Here is a 14,475-nt window from a genome sequence, read left to right as displayed (position 1 = left end):
GAGCTCCTCGGCCCGGGTCTGGACCCGCTCGAGCACCCGCGCCCAAGTGCCGTCCTTGGCCCAGCGGTCGAAGTTCTTGAAGACCGTGTTCCATTTCCCGAACCGCTCCGGCAGGTCCCGCCATGGGGCCCCGGTGCGGAACTTCCACACCACGGCCTCTACCACGGTGCGCCGGTCGGCCACGGGTCGCCCGGTTCCCTTGTAGGGAGGGAACACCGGACCGATCACTTCCCACACGCCATCAGAGATCAAATCGCGATTAGCCACTAAGCCATCGAACCCGATCAAAGCGCCGCAACGCTTTAGCAACACACCCTAGTGCCGCCGGATCGGGCACTCCAAGCGGAACTCCTCCTCGAGCAGGAGCCGGCGCGCGTTGCCGTCGTGCTCGCGGATCCACAGGACGTTCAGGTGCGGCGCAACGCCGTCGACCCGGCCGCGCACCTCGACGCCGCGGCGGTCGGTGGCCACGATGGGATCGCCCTCGGCGAAGTCACGGACGGTCAGGGAGTCGGTCATGGCGGGTTTCCCGTCGGTAGGTTGGCGAGGGCACCAGTCTTCCGTGGCTTGCTGTGAATTGGGTGAACTGCGGATTAAGCGGCGCCGTCGGCTTCGTCGCGGCCGCCTTCTAGCGCCCTGCCGGCACCCGGGCCCGCCGCCCCCGGCGCGGCCGCGCCGGAGACCGACGCCCCGGGCACCCGGAACCGCCGGAAGCAGTACACGATCAGCCCGAGCGCCAGCCCGCCGGAGGCGATCAGCGTCGCGCCGGTCCCCCAGCCGCCGACCAGCCACCAATCCTCCGGCCACCGCCACCACCCGGGCACGGGCGTCCCGATGCCCCACACGATCCCCAGCGCCACCAGCCACAGCCCGCCGGCCACGCCGGCGGCCAGGCGCGGCCACGAGGTCACGCTCAGGCGGGCCAGGTGCACGGCCTCCCGCTCCACGGGCCGCAGCAGCCGGCTCGCCCACCGGTAGCGCAGCGACAGCACGGCCAGCCCGGACACCAGCAGCAGCAGCCCCGGGCCGGGCAGCACCAGGGCGGCCAGGCCCAGCAGGACCAGGATCCATCCGGCGATCTCGATGAGCAGCGTCTTCACGGCCGTCCACGCGATGTGGTGCGCGCGCTTCCTGTGGTGCCGCCCGGGGCGGTCCCCCGTCGTTCCCCCCATCGCCGCGCCTACAGCGACTCGAGGGCGTCGCGGAAGCCGGCCAGGGCCTCCTCCTGCACCGCCTCCTCCGCCGCGAACAGCGCGCCATACGCGAACGTGTCCTCCCCCGCGCGCCTGGCCTGCCGCGCCACCGAGCGCACGAACCCCTGGAACGCCAGGCTGTCCCGGTGGTCGCCGAGCGCGTCCTGGACGTCCTCGGCCGCGTCCTGCAGGCCCTTGCGCCGGCCCCCGAGCTTGGCGCCGGGGACCTGGCGCAGCTGGCGGATGGCGTACCGCAGCGTCTTGGCGTCCTTGCGGGCCTCGTGGAGCAGGCGCACGCGCTCGTCGTCGTCCCGGGCCGCGTCCGCGGCGTCGACCCGGCGCAGCACGCGGCGCAGCTGCCGGTCCACGGCCTTGCGCAGGGGCTTGCGGGCGGGGCCGCCGCCGTCGTCCGGGTCGGCGAGCGGCGGGTCGGCCGCGAACGCCTCCACCGCGTCAAGCGTCGCCAGGTACCCCGGCGAGCGCAGGTGGTCCAGCGCCCTGGCGAGGGCGGCGTCGCGCTCGGACCCGAGCCGGGCCCGCATCCTGTCGGCGGCCTGCTTCAGCACGACCTCGCGCGGCCACCGCTCCAGCCGCGCGTCGAGCGTCTCCAGGTGCACCTCGGCGTCGCGCGCGGCCCCGAGGGCGCGGCCGGCCTCGCGCAGGCGGACGTTCAGGTCGTCGGCGGGGCCGGGCTCGAGCAGCTTCCCGGCCACCTTGAGCAGGGAGCGCAGCGTGCGCACGGAGACGCGCAGCTGGTGCAGCGCGTCGGGGACCCCGCGCCGCACGCGCGGATCCCACACGAGCAGGGCGCGCGCGGCGTCGCCGAACGCGGCCGCGAGCACGGCGCCGAGGGTGCCCTGGGGGGCGGACGACGGCGGCGCCGGCAGCGGGCCGAGCGCCCGGGCCAGCTTGGACGCGCGCGGGGAGCGGCGGGCCCCGGCGTCGGCCAGCAGGGTCTCCACGGCGTCGAGCAGGTCGCCGCCCTCGTCGGGCTCGAGGGCGCCGTCGTGGAGCAGCTCGACCTCCCACTCGCGCCACCGCTCCTCCCTGCCGTCGGGGCCGGTGGAGAAGACCTCGTCGTCGCACACCTCGGCGAGCGGCCCGTCCCGCCCGCACAGCAGCGTGACGGTGCGGCGGGTGCGCAGCGTCGCGGACGGGCGCAGCGGGCGCCCGCGCACGAGGGCCTGGACCAGGTCGGCGACCTCGGCCGGGACCCCGCCGTCGTCCTTCCCCAGCGGGGCGCGCAGCTCGAGCCGGCCCTCGGCGGAGGGGAACTTCACGTGCCAGCCGTCGTCGCGGCCGCCGGTGCGGCGGCGCAGGGTCACCCGGTTCCGGCGCAGGGCGTGGTCGTCGGTGTCGTAGTAGACGGCCTCCATCTCCACGGGATCCAGCGGGTCGACCCCGGCGACGCCGGGCGCGCCGACGAGGTCCGGCAGCTCGGTGCCCGCGCCGACGTCGTATTTCCGCTCGATCTCGACCTGCGCCTCAAGAGTCATGCGGACATTGTGTGCACAGCGCGGCGGGCGTCGCCAGCCGGGCGGGGCCCAGCCGGCCCCCGGCCGCGGCGGCCGCCCAGCCGCCCTGGCCGCGGCCCGGCCGGAAGGTGGTGGCGGTCTCCGGGCCCAGGGAACAAGAGAGGCTAGGGCAGGAGACCGCCCGTCCGCGGCAGACCCGTCACCACTTCGCCGGTGGCCGTCGAGTCCTCGCGCAGCAGCCATCCCATGCGCTTGTGCGTGCGGACCCCCACATCGGATTCCACGACCTGCGCGCCCGGCGCCGCGGCCTGCAGGCCCGCCTCCACGTCGGCGATCTCGGCCGGCGTTCGCAGCCACAGGAAGAAGGTCAGGTTCGCGTCCCCCGTGGTCGAGGCGCAGAGCCGCAGCGTCCGGTGGGAGCGCAGATACTGGACGGCCGCCTCCAGCTGGGCACGAGGAATCCGGACGTACCACTGGCAGGGCACCGGATACCCGGAGTGCTCTTGCGCCAATTCACAACGCAGGGCAACCGCTCCGGTTTCCAAGGCTTCGCGCAGATGGCGCGCGGCCGTCGAGGGGTGCGTCCCCGTGGCGGCGGCGATGTCGGTGGCCGTCGCCCTCCCGTCCCGGGCCAACAGTTCGAGGACCTTGTCAAGGTGTGGCGAGGTGGCACCCGGGGGGCGCGACACCTCCACGTGAAGTCCTGCCACGCGCCGCTGCTGCTCGGGCGAAAGGACGTCCAACCTCCAGTTGCCACCGCTGGCATAGAGGCGGGTGGCGACGGTCATCTGGGTGCGCGTGACATCCGGATCGGCGCGGACGATCGGCAACACCTGGCGCGTGAGCGCCTGCCAACTCCGGGTGACGACGGTCAGGCGCGCGTCCCAGGCCCGGGCCGCCTCCTCGACGGTGTCGATCTCGGGAGCCCTGCACAAGCGATCCAGGACCTCCGCCCTGCTTCCCGGCCGGCACTCCACACTGATGAACCCCACGTGCCCGTGCACCCCGGCCGCACCCAGATGGCCCGTGATCCAGGCCCTCCCGTCGGCGGTGAGGCGGCCCCACCGGGTGGCCAGCGTCGCCGGGTCCCGGCGCAGCGCGCCGCCGAGTTGCGCCCATGTCGCCCTGGGAGCGATCTGGAGCGCGTGGACCAGCTCAAGGTCCTCTGGAGGGAGCTCCATGCAAAATCCTTCGGCCTGCAGCCATCCATGTGCAATTTTGCCAGTCTAAACCCCCGAGGAGACCGACGTCGCCCCATCCTCGTGTACTAACCCGTCACCGAAAGGACACCCCGTGGCCATTGCCGATTCCTCCGCCGATCTCGCGGTCGCGCTGCTTGACGATGCCCGTGCCCTGGCGGGCGACGTCGCGGACCTGCGGCACCGCCTCCACCGCGAACCGGAGATCGGCTTGGACCTGCCACGCACCCAGGAGAAGGTGGTCGATGCCCTGGACGGGTTGGGGTACGAGATCTCGACCGGAACCGAGACCACCTCGGTCACCGCGGTCCTGCGCGGCACGGCGGCCGACGCCAGCGGCTCCGGCCCGCGCCCCACGGTGTTGCTGCGCGGGGACATGGACGCCCTGCCCGTGCAGGAGAAGTCGGGCGTGGACTACGCCTCCCGCGTCGGCGGTGTGATGCACGCCTGCGGGCACGACCTGCACACGGCCATGCTGGCCGGCGCCGCCCGGCTCCTCTCCGAGCGCCGCGACCGGTTGGCGGGCGACGTCGTACTGATGTTCCAGCCCGGCGAGGAGGGCTACGACGGCGCGGGCGTCATGATCCGCGAGGGAGTCCTGGATGCGGCGGGGCGCCGCCCGGACGCGGCCTACGGAATGCACGTCATGAGCGGACAACTGGCCGTCGGCGGCACGTTCCTGTCCCGCACCGGCGCCACGATGAGCTCGTCGGACGGCCTGGTCGTGACGGTCCACGGGGCCGGCGGGCACGGATCGGCCCCGTTCCTGGCCAAGGACCCAGTCACCGTGGCTGCGGAGATGGTGCTGGCCCTGCAGTCCCTCGTGACCCGCCAGTTCGACGCCTTCGACCCGGTGGTGCTGACCGTCGGGCTGCTTCGGGCGGGGACGAAGCGCAACGTCATCCCCGACACCGCCCGCTTCGAAGCAACCATCCGCTCCTTCTCCCCGCGGGCCAAGGCGCGCCTGAAGTCCTCCCTGCCGCGGCTGCTCGAATCCATCGCCGCGGCCCACGGACTGGAGGCCACGGTCGAGTACATCGAGGAATACCCGCTGACCGTCAACGACGGGGCCGAAACGCGCTTCGCCCGCAACGCCGTCGAGGAACTCTTCGGCCCCGACCGCTACCACGAGATGGCGAACCCGCTTGCCGGCTCGGAGGACTTCTCCCGCGTCCTCGAGGAGGTCCCCGGCTCCTTCCTCTTCCTCTCGGCAGCGCCGGCCGGCGCCGACCACGAGGCCGCCCCCTTCAACCACTCCCCGTACGCCGTGTTCGACGACGCCGTCCTCGCCGACGGAACCGCCCTCTACGCGCGCCTCGCCCTTGACCGGATCGCCAGCGGCCCCCGCTAGGACCGAACATCGCCACCCTCCCCTTCCAGCACTTCCCCAGAACCAACAGGAGGCCCTCGTGCCAACCACCAGCATCCCCGCTGCCAAGCCGCGGGCCGGCGTCGCCAAGACGCTCGTCGGCACCGGCGCCGGCAACGCCGTCGAATGGTACGACTGGGCCGTCTACGCGACGTTCGCCTCGTTCATCTCCGGCCAGCTGTTCAGCAAGTCCGACCCCTCCAGCGCGTTCCTGGCCACGCTCGCGATCTTCGCGGTCGGTTTCGTGGCCCGGCCGTTCGGCGGGTTCGTGTTCGGCTGGATCGGCGACCGCGTGGGCCGGAAGGCGTCGATGACCCTGTGTGTGGCCCTGGCCTCGCTGGGGTCCCTGGTGATCGGCTTGACGCCCACGTACGAATCGATCGGCGCCGGCGCGTCCCTGATGCTGCTCGTCGCCCGGCTCGTCCAGGGCCTGGCGCACGGCGGCGAACTGCCCAGCGCGCAGGCCTACCTCTCGGAAATGGCCCCGCCTGCCCGCCGCGGCTACTGGGCGTCCCTGATCTACGTCTCCGGCACCACCGGCATCCTCTTCGGCACCCTGCTCGGTGCCGTCCTGTCCACGGTCCTGGCCGAGACACAGATGGCCGCCTTCGGCTGGCGGATCCCCTTCATCCTCGGCGCCGTGTTCGGCCTGGTGGCGCTGGTGATGCGCTTCCGCATGGACGAGTCGGAGGTCTTCGAGGCCGAGAAGTCGCCGGACCAGGCCCCGGCCCGGGGCGGCCTGCTCGCCGACCTGGCCCGCCACTGGCGCCAGGCCCTGCAGGTCATCGGCCTAACCGTCGGCCTGACCGTCGCCTACTACGTCTGGGGCGTCTCCACGCCGGCCTACGCCATCAACGTGCTCGGTATCGACCCGGCCGGCGCGCTGTGGGCCGGCGTGTGCGCCAATCTGGTCTTCATCGTGGCCCTGCCGCTGTGGGGCCGCCTGTCGGACCGGATCGGCCGCAAGCCCGTCCTGACCATCGCGGCCCTCGGCACCGCGTCCCTGTTCTTCCCGGCGACGTGGTTCGTCCGCGACGCCGCCTGGCAGCTGGGCGTCTCCATGTCCGCGATCCTCGTCTTCATCGCGGCCTCGGCCTCGATCGTCCCGGCCGTGTATGCCGAACTCTTCCCGACCTCCGTACGCACCCTGGGCATCGCGGTTCCCTACGCGCTCTGCGTGGCGGCGTTCGGCGGGACCGCCGCCTACCTGCAGGCGGCCTTCGGGACCTGGTTCGGCGACGCGGGCAGCACCTACTTCGGGATCTACACCATCACCCTGCTCCTGGTCGGCGCCGCGACCGTCCTGGGGCTGCGCGAGACCAAGGGCATGCCGCTCGGCGCGGAGTAGCGGCCAGCGGCCAGCGGCCCGCGGCCGGCGACGCGCCACCCGCGCGGGTCCCCGCTCCCCCGCGTGGGCGGCCTGCCCGTACCGCCGCCGACCCCGTGCCGCCGCGGGAGAAGCGGCGTAGCATCGGCGCCAGAGCGCCACCCCGCCGGGGACGACGGCCGGCGCGGATGTATCAGCGGCGGTGCCGGGGGGCTCCTAGCTCCCAGGAGAACCGCACCCTGGGGAGGACGATGATGACCGAGCACGCTGGCAACCCGCACCCGAATCTGGACCCTCGCGTCGCCGCGGCTTGGAACGTCCGGATCGCCGTCCCGCCCGGGGGCCGGGCCACCGCCTACGTCGCGGACTCGCTGCTGGTGGCCACGCCGGCCACCGCGGACGCGGCCCGCGTCCCGGACCATGTCGCGAACGTCGCCCGAGAGCTCGGGCTCGGCGTCACCGTCCACCCCCTCGGCGTCCCGCCGCGCGGCGGGGACGGGCCCGACGCCGGCCCGCCCGGCCGCGGCGCCCTGCCGGCGCCGCCGGTCTCCCGCCTCGATCTGACCGCGGACGACCCCGACGACGTCGACGCCCTGCGCCTGCTGCGCAAGCTGCGCGCGCAGGGGGCGGGGGCCGGGGTGTCGCTCGACCACGTCCTGGTCTGCGCCCCCTACTACGCCGGGGTCCCGTACTACGCGGGCGTGCCGTACTACGCCGGCGTCGGCGCCCCGGTGACCAGCTACGGCAGGCCGGGCTCCGGCGGACGGACCCCGGTCTCGCTGGTGCTGCCGGACCCGGCCGGCGGGCTCCCCGCCCCGCACGGCGCCCCCGTGGTCGTCGTGCCGGACACCGGGATCGAGGACCACCCCTGGTTCCGGGACCCCGCCCGGATCGCCACCTCGGTCGACGACGGCTCCGGCCGGCCCGAGGCCGTGCTCGGCTGCGACGGGGACGTTCCCGGGTGCGCGGTGCGCGAACCGGACCGGAACCCGCTGGACGGGACGCTGCCGCCCTTCGCCGGGCACGGCACGTTCGTCGCGGGGATTGTCCGGCAGGCGTGCCCGGAGGCCCGGCTCCTCGGCATCCGGGTCATGACGGACGACGGCGTCGTCGCCGAGTCCTGCCTGCTCGCCACGCTCCAGTCCCTGCGCTCCCGCCAGCTGGACGCGCTGGCCGCCGGCGACGCGGACCGCCTGGTCGACGTCCTGAGCCTGTCCCTGGGCTACTACCACGAGGACCCCGCGGGACCGCCCGCGGACGACCCGCTGCGGGTGGCGCTGCGGGACCTGGGGCGGCTGGGCGTCCTCGTCGTCGCCGCCGCCGGGAACAACGCCACGACGGCGCCCATGTACCCGGCCGGGTTCGCGGCCGACGCACCCGAGGCCGGGGCGCTGCCCGTGGCCAGCGTGGGGGCGCTGAACCCGGACGGCACGGTGGCCTACTTCAGCAACGCCGGTCCCTGGGTCAGCTGCCAGCGCGCGGGCGCCGCCGTCGTCTCCACGATGCCGGTGGACCGGCGCGGGGACCTGCAGATGTCCGCGACGCTCTCCCACGGGGACGCGAAGCGGGCCACGCTGGACCCCGACGGGTTCGCCGGGGGCTTCGGGGTCTGGAGCGGCACCTCCTTCGCCGCCCCCGTCCTCGCCGCCCAGCTGGCCCGGCGCCTCGTCGGCGCCCCGGCGCCCGACCTGGCCGCCCGGCTCGACCGGGCCTGGGCGGCGCTGCAGGCCGAGCTCGGCTGGAGCCGGCCGTGAGCGCCCGGGCCGGCCTCGTGGAGGAGGCCGCCGAGCTGTTCGGCCGGTTCCGCGGCGGCGAGGAGGCGGCGATCGAGCCCCTGGTCCGCCTGCTCAACCCGACCCTGTGGCACGTGGCCCGGGCGTGCGGGCTGGACCGCGGCGACGCCGAGGACGTCGTGCAGACCGCGTGGCTGCGCCTCGTCGCCAAGGCCGCGGACCTCCGCGACCCGCGCACGGTACTCGCGTGGCTGGGCACCACGGTCCGGCGGGAGGCGTGGCGGGTGCGCGGCGACGGCCGCCGCGCCCTGCCGTGGGGCGGGCCGGAGGAGGACGACGGCGGCGTCCCGGAGCCGCGCGACCCCGGGCCCGGGCCGGCCGAGGAGCTGCTGCGCGACGAGGCCCAGCGGGCCCTGTGGTCGCACGTGGCCCGGCTCAGCGCGCGCTGCCAGGCCCTACTGCGCGTGGTCAGCCGCGGCGGCCCGCCCGACTACTCGGCCCTGTCGGAGTCCCTCGGGATCCCGGTCGGCTCGATCGGGCCGACCCGCGGCCGCTGCCTGGCCGCCCTGCGCAAGTCACTCGCCGCCGACCCCGCCTGGAGCACGCCATGAACGAGCACGACCAGCCGCTGGACGCGGCCGACACGGCCCTCCTGGCCGCCCTCGCCGGCCTGTACGACGCCGTCGACCCGCCCCCGCCCACGCTCGACGACGACGTCCTGTTCGCCGTGTCCCTCGCCGCGCTGGACGCGGAGGCGGCGACGCTGCTGGAGGCCGGGGAGCCGGCGCTGCGCGCCGCCACCGAGGCGGGCACCACGGACACCGTCACGTTCACGAGCTCCTCCCTGCAGCTGATGATCCGTCCCGGCGAGGAGGACGACGGCTCCCGCCGCATCGACGCGTGGGTCACCGGCGGCGGGATCGACGTCGCGCTGGTCTGCGCGGCCGGGACCCGCTGGCAGACCTCCGACGCCCACGGCCGGCTGGTCTGGCGGTCCGTGCCGCGCGGCCCCGCCAGCTTCCTGCTGCGCCCGCCCGAGCCCGGCGTCCGGCCCGTCAAGACGCCGGTCATCGAGCTCTGACGTGGCGCCCGACGCGCTGCCCGGCGCCCCGACCGCGGCGCTGGCCGCCGCCGAGGAGGCGTACCAGGCGGCGCGCGCCGCCGTCGCGCAGTACCGCCTCCCCGAGGCCCGCGCGCGGTTGGAGGAGGCCCGGCGCCACCTCGACGGGCAGCCCGGCGCGGCCGGGCAGGAGCTGGGCCTGCGCCTCCGGCTCACCGGCTCCTGGCTGACGTGCGACGCCGACGGGCTGCCCGCCGCGCTCGCGGAGATCGACGCCGCGCTGGCGGAGGCCGCCGCGGCGGGGCTCGACGCCATCGAGGCCCTGGCCCACGTACAGGCCGGGGTGCTGCTGGCCCGGGCGGGCAGCGTCGACGAGGCGCTGGCCCGGCTGCGCCCCGCCGTCGAGCGCTCCGCGGCCCTGCCCCTGGACGACCGGGTGCGGCTGCTGCTGAACAAGGGGACGATCGGGTCCCGGGCCGGGGCGCTGGACGAGGCGGCCGGGGACCTGCGCGCCGCGGCCGGGCTGGCGGAGGACCTGCCCGAGTACCGGTTCATGGCGCTGCACAACCTCGGGTACGTGGAGTTCCTGCGCGGCGAGCTGCCGGCGGCGCTGGGGACCATGGCCGAGGCGGACGGGATGGACGCCGACGTCGACCGGGCGGTCGCGCGCCACGACCGCGCCCGCGTCCTCATGGAGGCCGGGCTGCTCGAGGACGCTGAGGGGCTGCTCGACCGGGCCGCCGCGGAGCTGCGCGCGGGCGGCCTGGCGCAGGAGCACGGCGAGGCGCGGCTGGACCGGGCGCGCTGCGCCGCCCTGGCGGGCCGGGGCGCGGAGGCGCTGCGCGTCGCCGGCGAGGTGGCCGCTGAGGCGGCGGCCCGGGGCGAGCGGGCCCGGGAGCTGGAGGCGCGGGCCGTCGCGCTGGAGGCGCGGCTGCTGGGGTCCGGGTGGCCCGGCCCGGCTGCGGGCCCCGCCACCGACGCGCTGGCGGAGGCGGCGGACCTCGCCGCGGCGGCGCTGGCGGAGGCGGCGGACCTCGCCGCGGCGGCGCGGGACGCGTCCAACCCCTGGCTCGCGGACCGGGCGGCGGCCCTGCTGGTCGTCGCGGCGGCCCGGGCCGGGAAGCCGGGCGCGGCCGAGTCGGCGGACACCGCCCGGCGGCTGCGGCGGATGCGCCGGGCGCCGCTGCTGGCCACGCGGGCCCTGGCCATCCTGGCCCAACTGCAGCTGGCGCCCGATGCCGCGGCCCGCGGCCGACTGGTCCGGGCCGCGGCGGACGAGCTCTCCGCGGCCCGGGGCGGCATGGCGAGCCTGGACCTGCGCACGGCCGTCGCCGTCCACCTGGCCCCGGTCCTCGCCATGGACCTCGAGCGGGCGGCCGCGTCCTCCGCGTGGGCGGCGCTGCGGGCCACCGAGCGGTGGCGGGCCGCGCTGGACAGCGTGCCGTCGGTCGTCCCGCCCGCGGACCCGTCGCTGGCCGAGCGGTGGTCCACGCTGCGCCGGCGCCACGAGGAGCTGCGCGCCGCCGGGCCGGACGCGGCCCCCGGGCTGCGGGCCGAGACCGGCCGGATCGAGCGGGAACTGCGGGAGGGCCTGTGGGCGCGGCGGGCGGCGGCGCCGGTCGGGCGGCGCGGGCACGCCTCGCGCGCGCGGCTTGGGGGCGCGCGCGTCCTGAGCTACTTCTGGTCCGGCGGACGCCTTCGCCTGGTGGACGTGGAGCCGGGCCAGCCCGCCGCCCTGCTGCGGCTGGCCGGCCGGGAGGAGGTCGGCGACCTGGTGGCCCGCACCACCGCCGACGCGTCCGCGGCGGCCCACGCGCCGCCCGGGCCCCTCGGCGCGGCCGTCCGCGCGTCGCTGGAGGAGTCCCTCGCGGCCCTGGACCGGATGCTGCTGCCGGCCTCGCTCGGCGACGGCCCCGTGGTCGTCGTCCCGAGCGGGGCCCTGGCCCGGCTGCCGTGGGGCATGCTGCCGCGCCTGCGGGGCGTGCCGCTGACGCAGGCCCGGTCGGTCGGGGCGTGGGGCGCCGGCGCCGTCCTGCTGGCCCGGGCCCCGCGGCTGGCGGTCGCGGCCGGCCCGGGGCTCGCCCTGGCCGGGCGGGAGTGCGACGCCGTGGCGGCCAGTTGGTCGGCGGCGGACCGGGTCCCGTCCGAGCCGGCGGCCGTGCGGGAGGCGCTGGCCGGCTACGACGTCGTCCACATCGCCGCGCACGGGCGGCACCGCGAGGACAGCCCGCTGTTCTCCTCGCTGCGGCTGCACGGCGGGTCCCTCTTCGCCCACGAGCTGGAGCACGTGCCGCTGCGCGCGTCGCTGGTGGTGCTCTCCGCCTGCGGCGCGGGGCGCGGCCGGCTGCGGCCGGGCGACGAGGCCCTGGGTCTGACCGCGAGCCTGCTCGCGCTCGGCGTGGGCGCCGTCGTCGCGCCCCTGACGGACGTGCCCGACGCCGTCGCCTGCCGGACCATGGCCGCCATGCACCGCGGGCTCGCCGCGGGAGAGGACGGGCCGGCCGCGCTCGCGGCCGCCGCGGAGGGGCTGCTGGACCGCAGCTTCACCTGGTTCGGCTCGGGGTGGCGCGCGGCGCGGCCGGCGTCCTCCTGACGGCCGGGGGGGGCTCCCGCGTCGCCCCGCGGCACCGTCCGAGGCGGGCCGGGGCGGGCCGGAGAAAACTTTTTCGCCCGGGTGTATCAGGAACGCCCCTCGACGCTCTTGAGGGGTACGACGACCGAACGACCGGGGGGATCGTGGTCGACGGGGGCGGACGGGGCCGCCCATGCCGGGACCCGGCGCCATCTGGGGGGAGGGCGCCGGGTCCCCCTCTGTCACACCGCGGTGTAGCCGCCGTCGACCAGGTAGTAGCCGCCCGTCATGAAGGACGCGTCGTCGGAGAGCAGGAAGGCCACCAGCCGCGCGACCTAGCGTCGGCGGCTACCCCCAGAAGATCGGGTCGCCGCTGTGTGCGAGGTGGTCCAGCAGAGTCTGCACGCGCTTGGCCGGCTTGCGCGACCGGTACTCGTGGAAGCGGCCGGCGCTGTCGCACCAGTAGAGGGACCACAGGCCCGTGGTTCCTGTGTAGCGCAGGCGGGCGACGGGCGTCCGGGACCACAGCCCGTCGGAGCCGTCCCAGGGCGCACGGGCATCGAACACCGTGACGTGGCGGTCCGCGATCTCGCATTCGATGCGCATCACGCCGCACGACTCCTCGGGCGTCTGCGCCTTGCACCAGAGCCCGATCCGCAACCCGTCGTCCACCGGAATCGCCATGGCCCCCAGCGTGCCACGCGTTCGCCCCGGCGTGAAGAAGTACTCGAATCGGCCTGCGTCCGAACGGAACTGCCCAAGTACCAATGTTCACGAGCCGAATTCGTGCACATAACGCAGCTTCGGCCCGTCTCCTCGGCGAGAAGTGGGCAACTGTGCGCTGGCGTCCCCGGACTAGCTCCTTGCCGGTGCTCGACCCCGGGTCCGAGGCCGGCAAGGCCGTCCGCTAATGGAGCGCCGTGGGCAGCGGCTTGGTGTGGTCGTCCAGGTCGGGGCGGCTGCGGCCGCCGCCGCGGACGCCGAAGCGGTACCCGAGCGCGAGCAGCGCGAGCCACACGACGCCGACGACCATGGCCACGCGCGAGTCCGGGAACCAGCCCAGGAGCACGATCACGAGGACCACGAACCCGACGGCGGCCCACGAGGCCACCGGCCACAGGGGCACCCGGAACTCCGACTCCGGCCGGCCCTCGCGGGCGATCTCGCGGCGCATGGAGATGTGGGAGAGCAGGATCATCAGCCACACCCAGACGGTCGCGAACGTCGCGATGGAGGCGATGACCAGGAAGACGTTCTCCGGGATCACGGCGTTGAGCACGGCGCCGACGGCGAGCGCGCCGCACATCACGAGCACCGTCAGCCACGGCACGCCCTTGTTCGAGACGTGCGCGAACGCCCTCGGGGCCTGGCCCTGCTGGGCGAGGCCGAAGAGCATGCGGCCGGCGCCGAACGTGTCCGCGTTGATCGCGGAGATCGCGGCCGAGATGACGACGACGTTGAGGATGGCCGGGGCCGCGGGCACGCCGAGCGCGGAGAAGATCTGCACGAAGGGGCTGGCGTCGCCGGTGATCCGGTCCCACGGCACGAGCGACATGATCACGGCCATGGTGCCCACGTAGAAGAGCAGGATCCGCCACGGCACGGCGTTCACGGCGCGCGGGATGGAGCGCCGGGGGTCGTCGGCCTCGCCGGCGGTGATGCCGATGGTCTCGATGCCGCCGAAGGCGAACACGACGACGGCGAGGGCCGCCAGGAGCCCGTCGACGCCGTTGGGCAGGAAGCCGCCGTGGCCGGACAGGTTCTGCGGACCGACCGCGGTGCCCGGCTCGAAGGACACGCCGACCACCATCAGGGCGATGCCGCCGCCGATCATGGCCAGGATCGCGCCAACCTTGACGATGGTCAGCCAGAACTCGAGCTCGCCGAAGACCTTCACGTGCCGGGTGTTGATTCCGGCGATGAAGAGGATCACGGCGACCACCCAGATCCAGCGCGGCGTGTCCGGGAACCAGAAGCCCATGTAGACGCCGAACGCGGTGACGTCGGCGATGGCGACGACGACCATCTCGAACACGAACGTCCAGCCGGTGACGAAGCCGGCGAACGGGCCCAGGTAGCGGGCCGCGTACTGGCCGAACGAGCCGGGGACGGGGTGCCGCACCGCCATCTCGCCGAGGGCCCGCATGACCATGAACACGGCGGCGCCGGCGACCACGTAGGCGAGGATTACGGCGGGGCCGGCCTTCTGGATGGCCGTGGCCGAACCGTAGAACAGGCCCGTGCCGATGGCGGAGCCGAGCGCGATGAACTGGATGTGGCGCATGCTGAGCCCGCGGCGGAGGGCGCCGCCTCCGGCGGGGCCTCCGGGGGACGGGGAACCCGTGGGCCGCGCTCCCGCGGACGGGGCTCCGGCGGAGGTGCCGCCGGGCGCGGCCGCCCGGGAGGGCAGCTGGGACTGTCGGGTGTTCATGTGGACTCTCCTGTGGGTCGGCCAGGGGGTCGGCCGGTGGTCGAACGGGGGCCCGGGCAGGGGCCGGGCGGGGCCCCGAGCAGGCCCGGGCCGGGGCCCCGTGGGGCCGGCCGAAC

Annotated in this window: 13 protein-coding genes and 1 pseudogene; 6 read left to right on the top strand and 8 right to left on the bottom strand. The window is 75.5% G+C overall.

What is annotated here, in order from left to right; genetic code table 11:
- The 5 genes from AC1Q5D_RS12035 to AC1Q5D_RS12015 all read right to left on the bottom strand — a co-directional run.
- The coding region (locus AC1Q5D_RS12035; RefSeq protein WP_481738700.1) for a transposase at positions 1–267 on the bottom strand (267 nt) is incomplete at its 3' end.
- A 48-nt stretch (positions 268–315) separates the two neighbouring features.
- The gene (locus AC1Q5D_RS12030; RefSeq protein ID WP_481738551.1) at positions 316–519 is read right to left on the bottom strand and encodes a hypothetical protein; all 204 of its coding nucleotides are present in this window, start codon (positions 517–519) and stop codon (positions 316–318) included.
- A 74-nt stretch (positions 520–593) separates the two neighbouring features.
- Positions 594–1,172 (bottom strand): PGPGW domain-containing protein, encoded by a 579-nt coding sequence (locus AC1Q5D_RS12025; RefSeq protein WP_481738552.1) that lies wholly within the window; start codon positions 1,170–1,172, stop codon positions 594–596.
- A gap of 8 nt (positions 1,173–1,180) precedes the next feature.
- Positions 1,181–2,689, bottom strand: coding sequence for a CYTH and CHAD domain-containing protein (locus AC1Q5D_RS12020; protein ID WP_481738553.1), 1,509 nt, complete (start codon positions 2,687–2,689; stop codon positions 1,181–1,183).
- 143 nt (positions 2,690–2,832) lie between these two features.
- Positions 2,833–3,849: a winged helix-turn-helix transcriptional regulator gene (locus tag AC1Q5D_RS12015; protein WP_481738554.1), complete on the bottom strand. Its 1,017-nt coding sequence runs from the start codon at positions 3,847–3,849 to the stop codon at positions 2,833–2,835.
- A gap of 118 nt (positions 3,850–3,967) precedes the next feature.
- Between AC1Q5D_RS12015 and AC1Q5D_RS12010 the strand changes: the two genes are divergently transcribed.
- From AC1Q5D_RS12010 to AC1Q5D_RS11985, 6 genes are all read left to right on the top strand, one after another.
- The gene (locus AC1Q5D_RS12010) at positions 3,968–5,218 is read left to right on the top strand and encodes a M20 metallopeptidase family protein (RefSeq protein WP_481738692.1); all 1,251 of its coding nucleotides are present in this window, start codon (positions 3,968–3,970) and stop codon (positions 5,216–5,218) included.
- Between the two features lie 58 nt (positions 5,219–5,276).
- On the top strand, positions 5,277–6,584 hold the full coding sequence (locus AC1Q5D_RS12005) for an MFS transporter (protein ID WP_481738555.1): 1,308 nt from the start codon (positions 5,277–5,279) through the stop codon (positions 6,582–6,584).
- A 233-nt stretch (positions 6,585–6,817) separates the two neighbouring features.
- On the top strand, positions 6,818–8,317 hold the full coding sequence (locus tag AC1Q5D_RS12000; RefSeq protein WP_481738556.1) for a S8 family serine peptidase: 1,500 nt from the start codon (positions 6,818–6,820) through the stop codon (positions 8,315–8,317).
- Entirely contained in the window at positions 8,314–8,907 is a 594-nt protein-coding gene (locus AC1Q5D_RS11995; protein WP_481738557.1) for an RNA polymerase sigma factor, read from the top strand. Before AC1Q5D_RS12000 ends, AC1Q5D_RS11995 begins: the two co-directional genes overlap by 4 nt.
- The gene (locus AC1Q5D_RS11990; RefSeq protein WP_481738558.1) at positions 8,904–9,377 is read left to right on the top strand and encodes a hypothetical protein; all 474 of its coding nucleotides are present in this window, start codon (positions 8,904–8,906) and stop codon (positions 9,375–9,377) included. The genes AC1Q5D_RS11995 and AC1Q5D_RS11990 overlap by 4 nt, the downstream gene beginning before the upstream one ends.
- Position 9,378: 1 nt before the next feature.
- A complete protein-coding gene (locus AC1Q5D_RS11985) occupies positions 9,379–11,949 on the top strand; it encodes a CHAT domain-containing protein (RefSeq protein ID WP_481738559.1) in 2,571 nt (856 codons plus the stop codon).
- A gap of 221 nt (positions 11,950–12,170) precedes the next feature.
- Here AC1Q5D_RS11985 and AC1Q5D_RS11980 read toward each other — a convergent pair.
- From AC1Q5D_RS11980 to AC1Q5D_RS11970, 3 genes and pseudogenes are all read right to left on the bottom strand, one after another.
- Positions 12,171–12,263: pseudogene (locus AC1Q5D_RS11980) on the bottom strand (SDR family oxidoreductase); the annotation flags it as partial.
- A 13-nt stretch (positions 12,264–12,276) separates the two neighbouring features.
- The gene (locus tag AC1Q5D_RS11975; RefSeq protein WP_481738560.1) at positions 12,277–12,612 is read right to left on the bottom strand and encodes a DUF3024 domain-containing protein; all 336 of its coding nucleotides are present in this window, start codon (positions 12,610–12,612) and stop codon (positions 12,277–12,279) included.
- A 223-nt stretch (positions 12,613–12,835) separates the two neighbouring features.
- Complete coding sequence (locus AC1Q5D_RS11970) at positions 12,836–14,212, bottom strand: amino acid permease (protein WP_481738693.1); 1,377 nt, start codon at positions 14,210–14,212, stop codon at positions 12,836–12,838.
- Positions 14,213–14,475 lie beyond the last annotated feature (263 nt).

This window comes from Arthrobacter paludis (assembly GCF_056782315.1).
The sequence above is the reverse complement of the archived record's forward strand: the minus strand, read 5'-3'. Positions and strand labels throughout refer to the sequence as shown.